General features: G+C 47.6%; 12 protein-coding genes and 2 pseudogenes. 3 read left to right on the forward strand and 11 right to left on the reverse strand.

Annotated features, from left to right (window positions below):
- The first annotated feature begins 47 nt into the window (after nucleotides 1-47).
- Complete coding sequence (ftsH, locus tag DBY95_RS02050) at nucleotides 48-2,009, forward strand: ATP-dependent zinc metalloprotease FtsH (RefSeq protein WP_107723207.1); 1,962 nt, start codon at nucleotides 48-50, stop codon at nucleotides 2,007-2,009.
- A 110-nt stretch (nucleotides 2,010-2,119) separates the two neighbouring features.
- Here ftsH and tpx read toward each other — a convergent pair whose 3' ends face one another.
- From tpx to trpS, 3 genes are all read right to left on the reverse strand, one after another.
- On the reverse strand, nucleotides 2,120-2,614 hold the full coding sequence (gene tpx, locus DBY95_RS02055; protein WP_107723208.1) for a thiol peroxidase: 495 nt from the start codon (nucleotides 2,612-2,614) through the stop codon (nucleotides 2,120-2,122).
- Nucleotides 2,615-2,657: 43 nt separating this feature from the next.
- On the reverse strand, nucleotides 2,658-3,197 hold the full coding sequence (locus DBY95_RS02060; RefSeq protein WP_107723209.1) for a hypothetical protein: 540 nt from the start codon (nucleotides 3,195-3,197) through the stop codon (nucleotides 2,658-2,660).
- 83 nt (nucleotides 3,198-3,280) lie between these two features.
- Entirely contained in the window at nucleotides 3,281-4,291 is a 1,011-nt protein-coding gene (gene trpS, locus DBY95_RS02065; RefSeq protein ID WP_107723210.1) for a tryptophan--tRNA ligase, read from the reverse strand.
- Nucleotides 4,292-4,548: 257 nt separating this feature from the next.
- On the opposite strand from trpS, the gene clpB reads away from it, so the two are divergent.
- Both clpB and DBY95_RS02075 read left to right on the forward strand, forming a co-directional pair.
- Nucleotides 4,549-7,122, forward strand: a complete 2,574-nt coding sequence (gene clpB / locus DBY95_RS02070) for an ATP-dependent chaperone ClpB (protein WP_107723211.1) — start codon at nucleotides 4,549-4,551, stop codon at nucleotides 7,120-7,122.
- A 229-nt stretch (nucleotides 7,123-7,351) separates the two neighbouring features.
- Nucleotides 7,352-9,340, forward strand: a complete 1,989-nt coding sequence (locus DBY95_RS02075; RefSeq protein ID WP_107723212.1) for a site-specific recombinase — start codon at nucleotides 7,352-7,354, stop codon at nucleotides 9,338-9,340.
- A 65-nt stretch (nucleotides 9,341-9,405) separates the two neighbouring features.
- On the opposite strand, the gene clpP is transcribed toward DBY95_RS02075, so the two are convergent.
- The 8 genes and pseudogenes from clpP to DBY95_RS02110 form a co-directional block, all read right to left on the reverse strand.
- Entirely contained in the window at nucleotides 9,406-10,026 is a 621-nt protein-coding gene (gene clpP / locus DBY95_RS02080; RefSeq protein WP_003683589.1) for an ATP-dependent Clp endopeptidase proteolytic subunit ClpP, read from the reverse strand.
- A gap of 89 nt (nucleotides 10,027-10,115) precedes the next feature.
- Entirely contained in the window at nucleotides 10,116-11,426 is a 1,311-nt protein-coding gene (gene tig / locus DBY95_RS02085; RefSeq protein WP_107723213.1) for a trigger factor, read from the reverse strand.
- 192 nt (nucleotides 11,427-11,618) lie between these two features.
- Nucleotides 11,619-13,259, reverse strand: a pseudogene (locus DBY95_RS02090) (DNA translocase FtsK); the annotation flags it as partial.
- Between the two features lie 101 nt (nucleotides 13,260-13,360).
- Nucleotides 13,361-14,063 (reverse strand): annotated as a pseudogene (locus DBY95_RS10780) (DNA translocase FtsK 4TM domain-containing protein); the annotation flags it as partial.
- Between the two features lie 188 nt (nucleotides 14,064-14,251).
- Nucleotides 14,252-14,803, reverse strand: coding sequence for a hypothetical protein (locus DBY95_RS02095; protein WP_070765493.1), 552 nt, complete (start codon nucleotides 14,801-14,803; stop codon nucleotides 14,252-14,254).
- A 36-nt stretch (nucleotides 14,804-14,839) separates the two neighbouring features.
- Entirely contained in the window at nucleotides 14,840-15,193 is a 354-nt protein-coding gene (locus DBY95_RS02100) for a nucleolar protein (protein ID WP_070826253.1), read from the reverse strand.
- A 47-nt stretch (nucleotides 15,194-15,240) separates the two neighbouring features.
- Nucleotides 15,241-17,160 (reverse strand): ATP-binding cassette domain-containing protein, encoded by a 1,920-nt coding sequence (locus tag DBY95_RS02105; RefSeq protein WP_107723215.1) that lies wholly within the window; start codon nucleotides 17,158-17,160, stop codon nucleotides 15,241-15,243.
- A gap of 169 nt (nucleotides 17,161-17,329) precedes the next feature.
- On the reverse strand, nucleotides 17,330-18,097 hold the full coding sequence (locus DBY95_RS02110; protein ID WP_070826255.1) for an amino acid ABC transporter ATP-binding protein: 768 nt from the start codon (nucleotides 18,095-18,097) through the stop codon (nucleotides 17,330-17,332).
- Between the last annotated feature and the right edge of the window lie 6 nt (nucleotides 18,098-18,103).

Raw genomic sequence — 18,103 nt, forward strand, 5'->3', positions numbered from 1 at the left:
ATTCTTTCCCTTGATTTTATTTATTTTGTAACCATGGAGCCTGTTCAGTGGGGAATACCATTAAAAACATATTAGTCTGGGTAGTGGGTGGTGCTATGCTTTTAGCAGCATTCAATGCGCTCAGCGATAAGCAGGAAGATAAACAGCAAATCGAATATTCTCAATTTATTCAGCAAGTTAATAGTGGCGAAGTATCCAATGTCAATATTGAAGGATCTGTTGTCAGCGGCTATCTGATTAAAGGTGAGCGCACCGATAAAACTGCCTTCTATACCAATGCGCCTTTGGATGACAACTTGGTTAAAACACTGTTGGACAACAAAGTACGCGTCAAAGTGACTCCGGAAGAAAAACCAAGCATGCTGGCCAGTCTGTTTTACAGCCTGCTGCCTGTTTTGTTGTTGATTGGTGCATGGTTCTACTTCATGCGCATGCAAAGCGGCGGTGGCGGTAAAGGCGGCGCATTCTCTTTTGGTAAGAGCCGTGCACGTTTGTTGGACAAAGATTCCAATAAAGTGACTTTTGCTGATGTTGCCGGTTGTGATGAGGCAAAAGAAGAAGTACAAGAAATCGTGGATTACCTGAAATCGCCTAACCGTTACCAAAGCCTGGGTGGTCGCGTACCGCGCGGTATTTTGTTGGCCGGTAGCCCTGGTACAGGTAAAACATTACTGGCCAAAGCGATTGCTGGTGAGGCCGGTGTGCCATTCTTCAGTATTTCAGGTTCTGACTTCGTAGAAATGTTTGTCGGTGTCGGCGCGAGCCGTGTCCGCGATATGTTCGAGCAGGCCAAGAAAAACGCGCCATGTATCATCTTTATCGATGAAATTGATGCTGTCGGCCGTCAGCGCGGTGCCGGTTTGGGCGGTGGCAATGATGAGCGTGAGCAAACATTAAACCAATTATTGGTTGAAATGGATGGTTTTGAAAGTAATCAAACCGTTATTGTGATTGCAGCAACCAACCGCCCTGATGTACTTGACCCTGCGTTGCAGCGTCCGGGCCGTTTTGACCGTCAAGTCGTTGTTCCATTGCCTGATATCCGTGGCCGTGAGCAAATCTTGAAAGTACACGCTAAAAAAGTACCTTTGGATGCATCCGTAGATTTAACTTCTTTAGCTCGCGGTACACCTGGTTTTTCAGGTGCGGATTTGGCAAACTTGGTCAATGAAGCAGCTTTGTTTGCCGGTCGTCGTAATAAAGTTAAAGTCGATCAAAGCGACTTTGAAGATGCTAAAGACAAAATCTACATGGGTCCGGAGCGTCGCAGTATGGTAATGCACGAAGATGAAAAACGTGCGACAGCCTATCATGAGGCCGGTCATGCAATCGTAGCGGAAAGCCTGCCGTTTACCGATCCGGTTCACAAGGTAACCATTATGCCTCGTGGCCGTGCATTGGGTTTGACTTGGCAACTGCCTGAGCGTGACCGCATCAGTATGTACAAAGACCAAATGCTGAGCCAGCTCTCAATCTTGTTTGGTGGCCGTATTGCTGAAGATATTTTTATTGGCCGTATTTCTACCGGCGCATCTAACGACTTCGAGCGTGCAACTCAAATGGCACGCGAGATGGTAACGCGTTATGGTATGAGCGACAAAATGGGTGTGATGGTTTATGCTGAGAACGAAGGTGAGGTATTCTTGGGTCGCAGCGTAACCCGTTCTCAAAATATTTCCGAGAAAACCCAACAAGATATCGATGCGGAAATCCGCCGTATTTTGGATGAGCAATACCAAGTGGCTTACAAAATCTTGGATGAAAATCGCGATAAGATGGAAACCATGTGCAAGGCACTGATGGATTGGGAAACCATCGATCGAGACCAAGTTTTGGAAATTATGGCCGGTAAACAGCCTAGTCCACCTAAGGATTACAGCCACAATGTCCGCGATGACAAAGTAGAAGAGCCTGAAGCACCTGTTGCTGAAGCTGTTGAACCTGTTGAGCAAAATGAGGTTCAGAATACTGAGTCAGTAGAAGCAGACAAAACAGATAAATCTGTATAAGGCTTGAAACAGAAAACGGTAGCTTTTAAGCTACCGTTTTTATTTTGAAGATAAGCTAAAGGTCTCAGGCCGTCTGAAAATTTTCAGACGGCCTAATTTTATTTGGTTAATTACAAAACAGCCAAAGCCGCTTCGTAGTCAGGCTCATTTGCAATTTCAGAAACCAACTCAGCGTGGAGAACTTGGTTTTGCTCGTTCAAAACCACCACTGCGCGGGCAGTCAGGCCGCGTAATGGGCTTTCTGTCAGTGTAACACCGTAATCGTTAGAAAAGCTGCTGCGGAATGTGGAAAGTGTCACTACATTTTCCAAACCTTCTGCGCCGCAGAAACGGGCTTGTGCAAACGGTAAATCGGCAGAAATGCACAAAATAACGGTATTATCCAAAGACGAGGCATGTTTGTTGAAAGTGCGGACGGACTGGGCGCATACGCCGGTGTCAATGCTGGGGAAAATATTCAGCACTTTGCGTTTGCCTGCAAAGTCAGCCAATGATTTCTCAGATAGGTCTGCTGCTACCAATGTGAAATCAGGTGCAACCTGGCCGATGGCAGGCAAATTGCCGTTTGTAGAAATAGGTGAGCCTTGGAAAGTAACTTGGGCCATGATTCAGTCCTTGTGTCAGGGGGAAAATAGGATGGTCAGGGGTTTAGTAATGACGGCGGCGGAAATAGAACATGCCTTCGCTGTCAATTTCTAAAATATAGCGGCCGTTTTGGACGGCAGCATAACCGCTTTTGCCTTCGGTATAAGGCTGTAAAGCAGCGTGTGAAATCAAATAGTCAGTCAGCTTGCTGCCGTCTTGGGCAATATTGTCCACCATTTTTGCAAAGGCAGTGTGGCAGACGCCGTTGGCTGACCAGCCGGCTGGAACACCTTTTTCATTTTTTTCCATGCATTGGCCGCTGATGACTTCTAAGTCGGTAGGGTGCTTGCCAATCAGATTAATGACACCACCCTCTATGCCGTTAATCGGGTAGGTACGTTGTTTTTTGCCTTCTTTGGTTTCGCCTTCTTGTGCTGTACCCAAATCCAAACCGGATATGGCTTGTTCATCGATATATTTAACTTTGAAGGTAGGCTTGGGTGCTTTGCCTGAAGCAGCATCATTGGCTACAGTATCTTCAGATTTACCGCCGCAGGCAGCCAAAGACAGGCTGAGTAAGATAAGGGGGAAGGTTTTTTTCATATGAGAAACCCTAGAAAACGATTATATTTCAAATGATAAACGATATTATGGCCGTCTGAAATATTCAGACGGCCTTACTATTATTATTTCAACGGACGAATACCTACTGCATCGCGTACTTTATCCAACAATTCGCGTGCTTCTTTACGCGCTTTTTGTGCGCCGGCCTGCAAAATGTCTTCAATTTGAGAGGGTTTGGCTGTTAACTCATTGTAACGCTCGCGGGGTTCTGCGAGTTCGGCATTGATTTTTGTACCCAAGAGTTTCTTAGCCTCACCCCAAGCAAGGCCTTCGGCCAGCATTTGCGTGAACTCGGCAGTTTCAGACGGCGTGGAGAAGGCTTTGTAGATTTCAAACAGAGGACTTTCATCAGTCTGTTTCGGCTCGCCGGGTTCTTTCATATTGGTGATGATTTTGTTAACCGATTTTTGGGTCTTCTTGTCGTTTTCCCAAAGCGGAATGGTGTTGCCGTAGGATTTGGACATTTTGCGTCCGTCCAAGCCGACCAAGAGTTCGACATTTTCGTCGATTTTCACTTCTGGCAGGGTGAAGAGTTCTTGGAAGCGGTGGTTGAAGCGGCCGGCAATATCGCGAGCCATTTCAACGTGTTGGATTTGGTCGCGACCGACCGGTACTTCATGGGCATTGAACATAAGAATGTCGGCAGTCATGAGGATAGGGTAGCTGTACAGGCCCATTTCCACGCCATGATCCGGATCTTCCTGACCGTTTTCGGTATTTGCCTGTACTGCGGCTTTATAAGCGTGGGCGCGGTTCATCAGGCCTTTTGCGGTGATACAGGTCAGAATCCAGTTCAACTCCATTACTTCGGGAATATCGCTTTGACGGTAGAAAGTGGTCTGTTCAGGGTTGAGTCCGCAGGCGAGCCATGTGGCGGCAACAGCTTGAGTAGATTGATGAATCATTTCTGGCTCATGACATTTGATGATGCCGTGATAGTCGGCCAAAAAGAGGAATGATTCGGTATTGGAATCTTGTGCTGCGCGGATAGCCGGGCGGATGGCACCGACATAGTTGCCCAAGTGTGGAATACCTGTTGTGGTAACGCCTGTTAAAACTCGTTTTTTGCTCATGAAAGTATCCTTCGGCACAAAGGCCGTCTGAAAATAAATATGGTGCCGATTATACCTGATTATTCTTGATTTTTCAGACGGCCTTTTGAGTAAAGGGTAACTGGATAATAAAGTTATACACATAAAATTATAAAAATAAAACTTTATAAAACAATAAGGTAATAAAAATTTTTGGTTAATGGAGTAAATAGCTATTGAGTTATCCACATTTGCGCTTATATAGGCTCTAACAGAATATATTTGAAGAGGAACTTAAAATGAGATTTGATAAATTGACTGCCAAATTTCAGCAAGCTTTGCAAGAAGGTCAAAGTTTGGCTTTGGTTGCGGACAGCAGCTACCTTGAGGCCGGCTTTATCTTAAAAGCGTTGCTTGACGATCAAAACAGTGGTGCCGCTGCGTTACTTGCTCATGCAGGTGTGAATGTGCCTCAAGTAAAACAACGTTTGCAGCAACATTTGAGCAGCTTGCCAAAAGTATCCGGTCAAGGTGGCGACATTATGCCTAGCCGTGAGCTGCAAGCTGTGTTAAACCTGATGGATAAGGCTGCAACCAAACGCGGCGATGCCTATATCGCCAGCGAACTTTTCCTGCTTGCCTTGGTACAACAGAACGATGCGACCGGCAAAATCCTGAAAGAAGCCGGTGCGACCGAACAAAATATCAATGCCGCGATCGATGCGGTACGAGGAGGACAAAACGTGAACGATGCGAATGCCGAAGACCAACGCGATGCTTTGAAAAAATACACACTCGACCTGACTCAACGCGCCCGAGACGGCAAGCTCGACCCTGTTATTGGTCGTGATGATGAAATTCGTCGTGCAATTCAGGTATTGCAACGCCGTACCAAAAACAACCCTGTGCTGATTGGTGAGCCTGGTGTGGGTAAAACCGCTATTGTTGAAGGTTTGGCGCAACGTATTGTTAACGGCGAAGTGCCTGAATCCCTGCGTAACAAACGCCTGCTGGTTTTGGATTTGGCGGCTTTGATTGCCGGCGCGAAATACCGTGGCGAATTTGAAGAACGCTTGAAAGGCGTGTTGAACGACTTGGCTAAAGATGACGGTAACACTCTGATTTTCATTGATGAAATCCATACTTTGGTCGGCGCGGGCAAAACCGACGGCGCAATGGATGCGGGCAATATGTTGAAACCGGCTTTGGCGCGCGGCGAATTGCACTGTATCGGTGCGACCACTTTGGATGAATACCGTCAATACATCGAAAAAGACGCGGCACTCGAACGCCGTTTCCAAAAAGTATTGGTTGGCGAGCCAAGCGTGGAGGATACCATCGCTATTTTACGCGGTTTGCAAGAGCGTTATGAAATCCACCACGGTATCGATATTACCGACCCTGCTATCGTTGCCGCAGCGGAGTTGAGCGACCGTTATATTACCGACCGCTTCCTGCCTGATAAAGCGATTGATTTGATCGATGAAGCAGCCAGCCGCATCAAAATGGAGTTGGACAGCAAACCTGAGCAAATGGATAAACTTGACCGTCGCATTATCCAGCTCAAAATGGAGAAAATGCACGTTGCCAAAGAAAGCGATGATGCCAGCAAGAAACGTCTGGAATTGATAGACGAAGAAATCGACGGCTTGCAAAAAGAATACGCCGATTTGGACGAAATCTGGAAAGCAGAAAAAGCCGCCTCTTCCAGCACCGCCGACATCAAAAAACAGATGGACGACATCAAAGTCAAAATCGAGCAGGCCAAACGTCAAGGCGATTTTGCCCGTGCGTCCGAACTCGAATACGGTGAGTTGCCTAAATTGGGCGCACAGTTGCAAGCTGCGGAAAGTAACCCCGACGGCAAAAAACAAAACAAACTCTTCCGTACCGAAGTTGGTGCGGACGAAGTGGCCGAAATCGTTTCCCGTATGACCGGTATCCCTGTGTCCAAAATGATGGAAGGTGAACGCGATAAGCTGCTGAAGATGGAAGAAGTATTGCACCGCCGCGTGGTTGGTCAAGACGAAGCCGTGCGTGCCGTGTCCGACGCTATCCGCCGCAGCCGTTCCGGTTTGGCCGATCCGAATAAACCTTATGGCAGCTTCCTGTTCTTAGGCCCGACTGGTGTGGGTAAGACCGAATTGTGTAAGGCATTGGCAGGTTTCCTGTTCGACAGCGAAGATCATTTGATTCGTATCGATATGTCCGAATACATGGAAAAACATGCTGTTGCCCGCTTAATCGGCGCGCCTCCGGGCTATGTCGGCTACGAAGAAGGCGGTTACCTGACTGAGCAAGTCCGCCGCAAACCATACAGTGTGATTCTTTTGGATGAAGTGGAAAAAGCCCATCCAGACGTGTTCAACATCCTGTTGCAAGTATTGGATGACGGTCGCCTGACCGATGGACAAGGCCGCACTGTGGACTTTAAAAATACTGTTATCGTCATGACTTCCAACATCGGTAGCCAACATATCCAACAAATGGGTACTCAGGACTACGAAGCGGTGAAAGAAGTTGTGATGGAGGATGTGAAAGAACATTTCCGTCCTGAAATGATCAACCGTATTGACGAAGTAGTCGTGTTCCATGGTTTGGATCAGGCCAATATCCGCAGCATTGCGAAAATCCAGCTTAAAGGTTTGGAGAAACGTTTGGAAGCACAACATCTGCATCTGAAAGTCGATGATGCTGCCTTGGATCTGATTGCCGAAGCCGGTTTTGATCCTGTGTATGGTGCCCGTCCGCTCAAACGCGCCATCCAGTCAGAAATCGAAAATACGCTGGCAAAAGCATTACTTGAAGGTAAATATGCACCTGATAGCACAATCCATGTTAAAGAAGAGGATGGTAAGCTCTTGTTTGCATAAGGTTAAAACAATGTAGTATGTTGTTGTAAAAGGCCGTCTGAAAGAATTCAGACGGCCTTTCTTAGTTATTGATTCACATCATATATTTGTTATGTAATTTGATTATTCATTGAATTCTAGAGAATATTAATTGAAAATCTTGTTCTATAGGTTGACAAAGAATGCGATATAATCTGACCTGTTTGCCGAGGTTCTTGCTAAATATCTCATTTTGTGTAATAATACTACAATGCAAAAACTGACTAATCAAAATCTTCACATTATTTTGTCGGAGCGCTTAAATGATACCGACTTTGTTCTTATTCTCAATGCATTAATCAAATTTTTGCGCAGAGGAGGCAAAAAACAGGCTTCCGAACGTTTCGATTTGATTTTATCTACTTTAAAACAAGACGATGCTTTATGCCGTCAATTCAGCCTGCGCTTCTATGCCTGGCTGTCCAAAGTTCACATCTATCCTGCGCTGATTAAGCTGGGTATTTTCTCGCGCCATAGTTTTACTCGGGAGATGGGCATACGGATTTACGAACGTTTCAGCCCGTCTTATAAAGACTTTTCCAATCTGCGCGAAGTATTTTTATATCTTTTTCATTCGAAAAACGATGATAAATGGTTGCAAACTTTGAGTTTGCGCCAATGGTTGAGTATGTATGAGTTGTTGCAGGGTAAGGCGGATCCTACTTTGCTTCAGACGGCCAGCCGACAGTTGGCAGATGCCCGTTTGCGTGCAGTAGAAATGCTGTCTATTTGGATTGCTTCCGAAGCGATTGAGCCGGATTTAATACGGATTGCCCCCCGTTTGTTGGAGGCAGATTCGGCATTTGTTGCCTTACAACGTGAAATTGCAAAATTGGTAGAACACTATCGCCACAGTGAAGAAACTTACGACACGGCGCACTTGGAGGTCATGTTTGACCAGTGCGACAAGCAAATTGAGTATCTGCGTCGTCGTGGTACAGGAGCAGGGTCTGGCTCATCAGTGAAAGTGGCGCACTTGCTGGAGCGTTTGCAGCAAACTATCAGCCGTCTGAAACTGTTGACCAATATTCAAATTGAAACCGGCAGCCGCACCCGCTTAACCATCAATCTGATGAATGCGATGATTTATGCGGCGGTGGAGCAATACAGCACCAGCCACTTGCGTAAAAGCAGTATCCGAATGCTGGCACGCAGTATTACGGAAAACAAAAGCCATCATGGTGAGCATTACATTACGCGCAACCGTAGTGAATATTTCAAAATGTTTTATTCTGCAGCAGGTGGCGGTGTAATTATTGCTTTGATGGCATTGAATAAAATCCATATTGCGTCTTTGGGATTCGGCGAGTTTACTACTTCATTCCTTGCCGGGCTTAACTACGGCTTAGGCTTTATGCTGATTCATATGCTGCACTGTACCGTTGCGACCAAACAGCCTGCTATGACGGCGGCGAGCTTTGCCGAGCAGGTGGACTCAAATGAAGGCAGCAAAGCAGTGGACAACAAATTGGCAAAACTGCTGATTGACGTGTGTCGTTCGCAAAGTGTTGCCGTGTTTGGCAATGTATCGATTGCCGTATTGTTGGCGGCGGGGATCGCTTGGGGCTATGCTTACACGCATGGCCAGCCTTTGTTGAATGAGGCGGTTACAGCCTACCAGCTTAAATCTATTGAGATTTTTACTCAGCCGACCTTATGGTATGCCGCTATTGCCGGTGTATGGTTGTTTTGCTCGGGGATTATTGCCGGCTTCTTTGACAACCGTTCTGATTATCTGAACCTGCGTCAGCGCCTGCCGTTTAATCCGTTTTTACGAAAAATCATGCGTCCGCAGCCGCGCCGCCGTTTGGCCGCTTATATTCATAAGCATTACGGCTCGCTTATGGGCAATTTTATTTTCGGTATGCTTTTGGGGATGACCGGCTATTTCGGCCATCTTTTCGGCTTGCCGCTGGATATTCGCCATGTGGCGTTTTCTTCGGCAAATTTGGGTTATGCCGCGATTAGCGGTCATGCAGATATATTCACTTTTATGCTTGGCTTGGCAAGTGTATTGGCAATCGGTATGGTGAATCTGGTGGTCAGCTTTTCTTTAGCTTTGGCCGTTGCGCTCCGTTCTCGAGGCACGCGTTTGGGCAGTATGCGTAATCTGCTGAAGAGTTTCTGGAGTCAAGTGAAAGCCAATCCTTTGATTTTGCTGTATCCGGTTCAAGTGAATAATAAAGACAACGCGAAGTAAGATTGAAGAAAGGCCGTCTGAATATATATTTTTCAGACGGCCTTTTGATTTAAAAACTATAAAGATTAGGCTTGCAGAGAGGCGCGGTTTTCCAAAACTTGGTCAATCAAACCATATTCTTTAGCTTCATCGGCAGACATATAATTGTCGCGGTCGGTATCGCGTTCCAAGTCGGCCAAATCGCGATCACAATGTTTGGCGAGTAAGCGGTTCAGTTTCTCTTTGATTTTCAGCAGCTCTTTAGCGTGAATTTCAATATCGGAAGCCTGACCGGCCAAGCCGCCGCTGATGAGCGGTTGGTGAATCATGATGCGGCTGTTTGGCAGGGCAAAGCGTTTGCCTTTTTCGCCTGCGGACAACAGGAATGCTCCCATGCTTGCCGCTTGGCCCAAGCATAAAGTAGAAACATGAGGCTTGATGAAGTTCATGGTGTCGTAAATCGACATACCGGCAGTAACCGAACCGCCCGGAGAGTTGATATAGAAGAAGATATCTTTATCAGGGTTTTCACTTTCCAAGAACAGTAATTGCGCAACAACCAAGTTGGCAGATTCGTCTGTCACCGGGCCGATCAAGAAAACGATGCGCTCTTTCAAAAGGCGTGAGTAGATGTCGAATGCGCGCTCGCCGCGACCGCTTTGTTCGATAACGGTAGGGACAAGGTAATTATTGAAATCGAAGGACATTTTTGTCTCCTGTTAATGTTGGAAAAGCACCAAAGCATTTAAAGCGCTTCGGTGCTTTTGATTGTCTGTTTCAGACGGCCTTGGAGCAATTAAGCTTGTGCGCCCATTACTTCGTCAAAAGACAGCGCTTTTTCGGTTACTTTAGCTTTGCTCAGAACGAAATCAACAACGTTGCTTTCTACTGCCAAAGAAGTCGGGCCTTGCAGGCGGGAAAGCTCTGCGTAGTACCAGTCGATAACTTCTTGAGGATCTTCGTAGCTTTCTGCGAAGTTGGCAACAACGGCTTTGATTTGGTCTTCAGTTGGCTCAAGTTTGTTTTCTTCAACCAATTTAGCCAAAATCAGACCCAAGGCAACGCGGCGTTCTGCTTGTTCTTTGAACATATCCAAAGGCAGATCCAAGTTGGCAGCGTCAGCCATACCTTGGTTAACGAAGTTTTGTTTCATTTCGTTTGCCAAGCGGGCCGCTTCTTCGTTGACCAAAGCAACAGGAACTTGCAAGTCAGTCGCTTTGAGCAGGGCGTTCATGACAGATTCTTTGGTTTGTTCACCGATGCGACGTTCAACTTCGCGGCCGACGTTTTTCTTCACTTCTTCACGCATTTTGGCAACGTCGCCGTCTTCAATACCCAGAGCTTTAGCAAAGTCAGCGTTAACTTCAGGCAAAGTAGCTTCAGAAACGTTGTTCAGAGTGATGGTGAATACGGCAGATTTACCGGCAACATCTTTACCGTGGTAGTCTTCAGGGAAGTTTACGGTAACATCTTTGCTTTCACCGGCTTTCATGCCGACAACACCGGCTTCGAATTCAGGCAACATTTGACCTGCGCCCAATACGAAAGCGTAGTTTTTAGACGCGCCGCCAGCGAAAGGTTCGCCGTCGATTTTGCCTTCAAAGTCGATGATGACGCGGTCGCCGTTTTGGGCTTCGCGGTCAACATGGTTGAAGCGGGTGCGTTGTTTACGCAGAATTTCTACAGTTTGGTCAACTTCGGCATCGCCAACGGTTGCAGTAACTTTTTCTACTTCTTGGGCAGACAGGTCACCAATAGTTACTTCAGGGAAAACTTCAAAAATAGCGGCAACTTTGAAAGACTCTTGATCGTCTTGTTCTTCAACGCCTTCAAAGCGTGGGTAACCGGCAACTTTCAATTCTTGGGCAACGGCAACTTCGTAGAATTCGCGTTGTACCAATTCGTTGATAACGTCGTTTTGTGCGCTTGCGCCGTATATTTGGGCAATCATTTTGAACGGTGCTTTACCCGGACGGAAGCCGTCAATTTTTGCGCGGCGTTGGGTTTGTTTCAGTTTTTTCTCAGTTTCTGCGTTGATTTTGGACCAAGGCAGAGACAATACTACTTTGCGTTCCAGATTTTCTAAAGTTTCAACAGTTACGCTCATCGTAAGCCCTTAAATTTGTTGTGTTTAAACGGTTATCCTTCTGCTCAGTATTCCGAAGAATTTCGGAAGCGTGCATAAGGTCAAAATTTAGCTGCTTAGTATAACACAATGTTTCATGAATAACATAAAAAGGCCGTCTGAAAAGTGGGGAATTCTTTTCAGACGGCCTTTGCGTTTCGATATTGTTGTTTTTTACAGCTGGTCTTTTTGAGCCAGAATCCGTCGGCTGCCGTTGATGTCTGCCGGAGAGAGAACTCCGGCATTTTCAAGCGCATCTACCAAATTGGCGGCACGGTTGTAGCCGATGCGTAATTGGCGTTGCAGTGCGGAGATGGAAGTTTTCCGGCTTTCCAATACGAAGGCAACGGCTTGATCGAATAGCTCATCGCTGTTTGCATTCGGATTGACAATATTGGTGGTTTCGATGGCCGCTTCGCCACTGAGCAGACCTTCCACATAATTGGTTGGAGCCTGTTCTTTGACGAAATTGACGACCTGATGCACTTCATCATCGGAAACAAACGCACCTTGCAGGCGTGTCGGTTCTGCGCTACCCGGTTGCAGGAATAATGAGTCGCCGTATTTGAGTAATTCGTCCGCACCCATTTGGTCAAGAATGGTGCGGCTGTCGATTTTGCTTTGTACGGTAAAGGCCATGCGTGTCGGAATGTTGGCTTTAATCAGGCCGGTAACCACATCAACGCTTGGGCGTTGGGTGGCGACAATCATGTGTATGCCTGCTGCACGCGCTTTTTGGGCAAGGCGTGCGATTTGCTGCTCGACGGATTTGCGTTCGGTCATCATCAAGTCAGCCAACTCATCGATAACGACTACAATCAACGGCAGTTTTTCCAGAGGCTCGGGATCATCGGGATTTAAGCTGAACGGATTGAGTAATGGCTTGCCTGCCGCTTTGGCCTGTTCGACTTTTTGGTTGAAGCCGTCCAGATTGCGCACGCCGGCATGGGAAAGCAGGCGATAGCGTTTTTCCATTTCGGCAACGCACCAGTTTAACGCTTGCCCTGCCTCGCGCATATCGGTTACAACCGGGCAGAGCAGGTGTGGAATGCCGTCGTAAATGCTCAATTCCAGCATTTTCGGGTCAATCATAATGAAGCGGACTTCGTCGGGCGAGGCTTTGAAGAGCATGGACATAATCATGCCGTTCACGCCGACGGATTTACCCGATCCGGTCATACCTGCGACCAAAAGATGAGGCATTTTTGCCAAGTCGCCGACAACGGGCGTACCTGCAATATCTTTACCCAAAGCAACGGTCAGTTTGGACTTGGCATCGGTAAACACGGGAGAAGAGAGGATCTCACTCAACATCACGTCTTGGCGTTTCTCATTGGGTAATTCGATGCCCATGGTGTTTTTACCGGCAATGGTTTCTACGATACGTACCGCTTGCAGAGACATTGAGCGCGCCAAATCTTTGGACAGGGCGACAATTTGGCTGCCTTTGACACCTTGTGCCGGTTCGATTTCGTAGCGGGTAATCACAGGGCCGGAAGTGGCGGAAACAACCTGTACGCCAATGCCAAATTCAGCCAGTTTGGCTTCAATTAATTCTGCGGTCTGTTGCAATTCATCCGGATTGACGGCAACCGGTTCTTTAGACGGCATACGCAACAGGTTCATGTTGGGTTTGTGGTATTCGCCGTTGTTTTTAGGCTCGGTATCGTCAAACAGGGAAGTTTGGATTTTAGGGGGCGGCGCAACGGATACGGCAACGGTTTTGCGGTTGCTGCTGCTGCCTGCCAACGGAGCAACCGGGGTGGCGGTAATGGTTTTGGCCTCTTTAACCATGCGGCGCGTATTTTGGGTTTCCAAAGCTTCGGAGTGGACATCTTCTTTTTTATTTTGGAATTGAGACAGTTTTTTCATTAGGCTGCCAAACAGGCCGCCCATATGGCTGCCGGATTTGGCCATGACTTCCAACCATGACACCTGAGCCAGCAGGGAAATGGACAACAGCAACATCACCAGCATAATCAACAGGCTGCCTGATTTGCCCAACAGCCAAGCCAAGCCTGAGCCCGCAAGTAAGCCGACCAAGCCGCCGGCGCCAACGGGAAGGGATTCGCTTAATGCGTTGTCAAACAGGAAGTGTTCGATAATCGGGCTGCACACCAGCAGGAGAAACAATGCCAAAGCGGCTACGCCATGATTGTAGGGCTTGTGGTTTTCCTGCTTTTTCATGGGGCGGAAATTTTTGTAGAGGAAAACGCAAGAGGCGGCTATCCACCACCAAAACGATAAGCCGAACAGATAATATCCAACATCGGAAAGATAGGAGCCAAAGAGGCCGCCGAGGTTGGCAACATCATTGCTTTTGGGAACGCTGCGCGACCATGCAGGATCGTCCATGCTGAAGCTGGCCAGGGAAATGGCCAGATAAATGGTGATAACCAAGCCAAACAGCCATAAAGCATCATTAATCAAGTTGACGACATGCTCGGGACGCGCTTTTTTTTCTTCGTTTTTTTGCAGCTCTTTGGCGGCTTTCAGGCGTTGGGAGACTTTATTGTCGGCTTGAGTTTGTGCTTTAGTGGATTTGCGTGTGGTCGGTTTGGCTGCCGGTTTGGTAGAGACGCGTTTTTTTGTTTGGGTTTTAGAAGATTTTGCAGTCATGAGATAAAGGCCGTCTGAAAAGACCGGAGGTAATGTGCGTAAAGGGCAAATTATACCGTATTTACTAGGCACAAGAAATTGAAACGGGCGTAATCATTTTAGGATTCAGGCCGTCTGTTCGGCGTGACGAAAATTTTGGATTTCGTTTCCACCTGTTCAGACGGCCTGATGTTTTGATTGATTTGGACTTACATTCTGCCCAGTTCGCGCTGGAGGGCTTGAATATTTTTCTCCCTATCCAAAACCGCACCTTGCAATGTGCTGATGGCCTGTTGATTGACGCTGCCGCCTTTGGCTGTCCGTGCTTGGCTCAGTTGCTTTTTGGCATCGGCCAAAGCCGCGCGTTCATTGGATAACTCGGTTTCCAAAATAGAACGGCGACTGTTGACGCCGGAGGATTTTGGAACCGGAGGAGGAGCTGTTTCAGAAGCGGTGCGGACAGGGGCAGGTTTGGGTGTTGCCTTATTGTTGGATTTTGCCGCTGTATTTTTGCTTTTTGCCGGAGCAGTTTGTGATGTCGGCGCATTGAGTGTAGGCGCATCGCTAACCGGGGCATCGTATCGGCTGCTGCTGTATTTGCCGACAATCGGCAAGTCGTTGACGGCTTGGCAGTTTCCGCTTGGGCGCGAGGTATAGACAATCGAGCCGTTGACTTCGCAGGTGTAGATTTTTGCGGCGTGGGCTTGGCTGTTGAAAACAGCAAGCGGCAGCAGGGATAGGGTAAGCAGATATTTTTTCATGATTCAGGTAGGGCTGATTCGTTGCAGTTGAGCATTTTATTCTTGTTCAGACGGCATGGGCTGCTGTTTTTTAGCTTTTTTACCGTTCTTGTTTTTGCTCGGTTTGTCGGCTTTTTTCTCTTGTTTATCGGATTTTTCCGCGCGTGCCTTTTTCTTAGGCTTTGCACTTGCGCGTTCATCAGAGGCATTGAGGCTGCGGATGTTGAGGTGGTAACCGCTGCCTTGATGGCCGCTGATTTTAGGCAATTCGGCCTGTGCGCAGGAGGATTTGGGTTCGGAAGTATAGCTGCCGTTGCCGCAGGAATAAACTGCGGCGGCTGCGTGAAGAGAAATGCCCAAGACGAAAGAGGATACGAGGAAGTATCCGGCTTGTTTGATGGTTGAAGTCATGTTTTTCCGTATTGTGTTTTTTTTCAGACGGCCTGATGGCTCTATTTTTATTGGGAAAACTCGGCTTCGACATCAACTTGGATTTGCTCAAGCTCTTCCTGCCATTGCAGCCAGTTTTCTTCCAGTTGCGTTAATTTTACTTTAGTTTCTGTTAATTGTGCGAGTGTCTCTTGCAATTTGGGTTTATTTTCTTCTGAATAAGCAGATTCTTGTGCCAAAAATGCTTCACAGGCCGTCTGAATATCAGTCAATCGTGCGATTTCTTTTTCGGCTTTGTCGATTTTTTGCTGAATCGGTTTGCTGCGTTTGGCTTTTTCCTGACGAATTTGTGCCTCGATACGCTTGGTGTCCTTGCGGCTTTGGCTTTGTGCAGATGCGGCGGGGGCCGTTGCAGCGTTTTCTTGTGCCAACCGCCATTGACGGTAGTCGTTCAAATCGCCGTCAAAGTTGTTCAGACGGCCTTTGTCGATAAGGAGGAAGCTGTCGGTAGTCGCTTCAAGCAGGCTGCGGTCGTGCGAAACAACAATCAATGCGCCTTGGAAACTTTGCAGGGCAAGTGTCAGGGCGTGGCGCATATCCAAGTCTAGGTGGTTGGTCGGTTCGTCAAGCAGCAGCAGATTAGGTTTTTGCCAGATAATCATGGCAAGGGCGAGCCGCGCTTTTTCACCGCCCGAAAAAGGCTCGGTCTTTTGAACCGCCATATCGCCGACAAAGTTGAAACCACCTAAAAAGTTGCGGATTTCCTGTTCGCGGACTTCGGGCGAAAGCTGTTGGATATGCCAAACCGGACTTTGGTCTGCACGTAAGGTATCCAGTTGGTGCTGGGCAAAATAGCCGATATTGAGCTTTTCGGAGCGGACGATGCTGCCGGAAAGTAAATCGATTTTTCCTGCCAATGCTTTGATAAATGTGGATTTACCGCTGCCGTTAACGCCCAACAGGCCGTAACGTGCGCCGCTTTCCAGAGACAAGGTGATATCGTGCAAAACGGTATTGTTGCCATAGCCCAAGTCGGCATGGTCGAGTTTTAACAATGGATTGGGCAGGTGGGTCGGATTGGCAAACTCAAAGGAAAACTCGCTATCCAAATGCGCAGGGGCGATGCGCTCAAGTTTGGCTAATGCCTTCATGCGGCTTTGGGCTTGTACGGCCTTTGTGGCTTTGGCTTTGAAACGGTCGATAAAGGATTGCAGATGTTTGATTTGCGCCTGCTGTTTGACGTAGGCGGCTTGTTGTTGCGCCAGACGTTGGGCGCGTTCGGCTTGATAGAAATCGTAATTGCCGCCGTATTGGGTCAGTTTTTGTTGCGACAGTTCGATGGTTTGTGTTGTGGTGGCATTCAAGAAGTCGCGGTCATGGGAGATGATGATTTGCGTACAGGGCAGGGAAGCGAGATGGTTTTCCAGCCACAACACGGTTTCTAAATCCAAATGGTTGGTCGGTTCGTCCAAAAGCAACAAATCGGCACGACAAATCAGCGCTTGGGCAAGGTTGAGGCGCATACGCCAGCCGCCGGAGAAGGATTTGACGGGGCGGGTATGTTCTTCTTGCGCAAAACCTAAGCCGTTAAGCAGTTTGGCGGCGCGTGCCGGCGCGGTATAGGCATCGATTTCTTCAAGTTTGGCGTGATATTCGGCTTGCCTCATGCCGTCGTTTTGCGCTTCTGCATGGGTCAAGGCCGTCTGAAAAGCCTGCAATTCGGCATCGCCTTGCAAAACGTAGTCTAAAGCGGAAATATCTAAATCAGGCGTTTCTTGAGAGACAGAAGCCAGACGCCATGTTTTGGGAATAAGAATTTCGCCGCCATCTTGTGTGATTTCACCTTTTATCAGCGCAAACAGGCTGGATTTGCCCGTACCGTTTTTACCGATTAAACCAACGCGTTGGCCGGGGTTGATTACGGCATCGGCTTTATCGAGCAGGACTTTCAAACCGCGTTGCAGGGTGAGTTTTTTGATTTCTATCATGATGGCAGGCAAGAGGGTGTAAAACGAAAGGCGTTATTTTACCTGAAAAGACATATAAAAGGCCGTCTGAACAAGTATGAAAACGAAATCAACGATTTCTATTTCACTTATTCAGACGGCCTTTATGAAATGACGGTCGGAAAGGCTTTCAAATTGTCTGTCGTTTCAATTAAATTTGAAGATCGCCATTGTCCGCACGGATTTGGCGCAGGAATTTTTGTGTCCGCTCATGTTTGGGATGATTGAACAAATCTTGCGGGCTGCCTTGTTCGACAATAACGCCGCCGTCCATCACGACAACGGTGGTTGCCACTTCCAAGGCAAATTTGATTTCATGCGTAACGACAACCATGGTCCAGCCTTCTTGTGCCAACTCCTTCATGGTATCCAAAACATCTTGCACCAATTCAGGGTCAAGCGCGGAAGTCGGCTCGTCAAACAGCATCAGTTCAGGCTGAATCGCCAATGCTCGGGCAATGCCGACACGCTGCTGTTGACCGCCGGAAAGCTGGTAGGGGTAGAGGTCAATTTTATCGCCCAAACCGACTTTTTTAAGCAATTTGACAGCCTCTTCACGCGCTTTGGCGACAGGCTTACCTTGTACGGCAACCGGCCCTTCCATAACATTTTCCAACGCAGTTTTGTGCGGAAAGAGGTTGTATTGTTGAAACACCATGCCGGACTTGCGGCGCAGTGCCAAAATATCGTGTTTGCTTGGTTTTTTGGAAAAATCGATGCTTAACGGCTGCGCGTTGTCAAACTCGATCTGACCTTGTTCTGGCATTTCCAAAGCATTTAAACAGCGCAAAAACGTGGTTTTACCTGAGCCGGACGGGCCTAGGATAACAACCACCTGTCCTTTGCCGACATCCAAATCGATGCCGCGCAAAATGGTATTTTCGCCAAAGGTCTTATGGATATTGCGGATTTTAATCATGACAAC

It is taken from the genome of Neisseria subflava (genome assembly GCF_003044935.1).
In the GTDB taxonomy this organism is placed as follows: domain Bacteria; phylum Pseudomonadota; class Gammaproteobacteria; order Burkholderiales; family Neisseriaceae; genus Neisseria; species Neisseria subflava_E.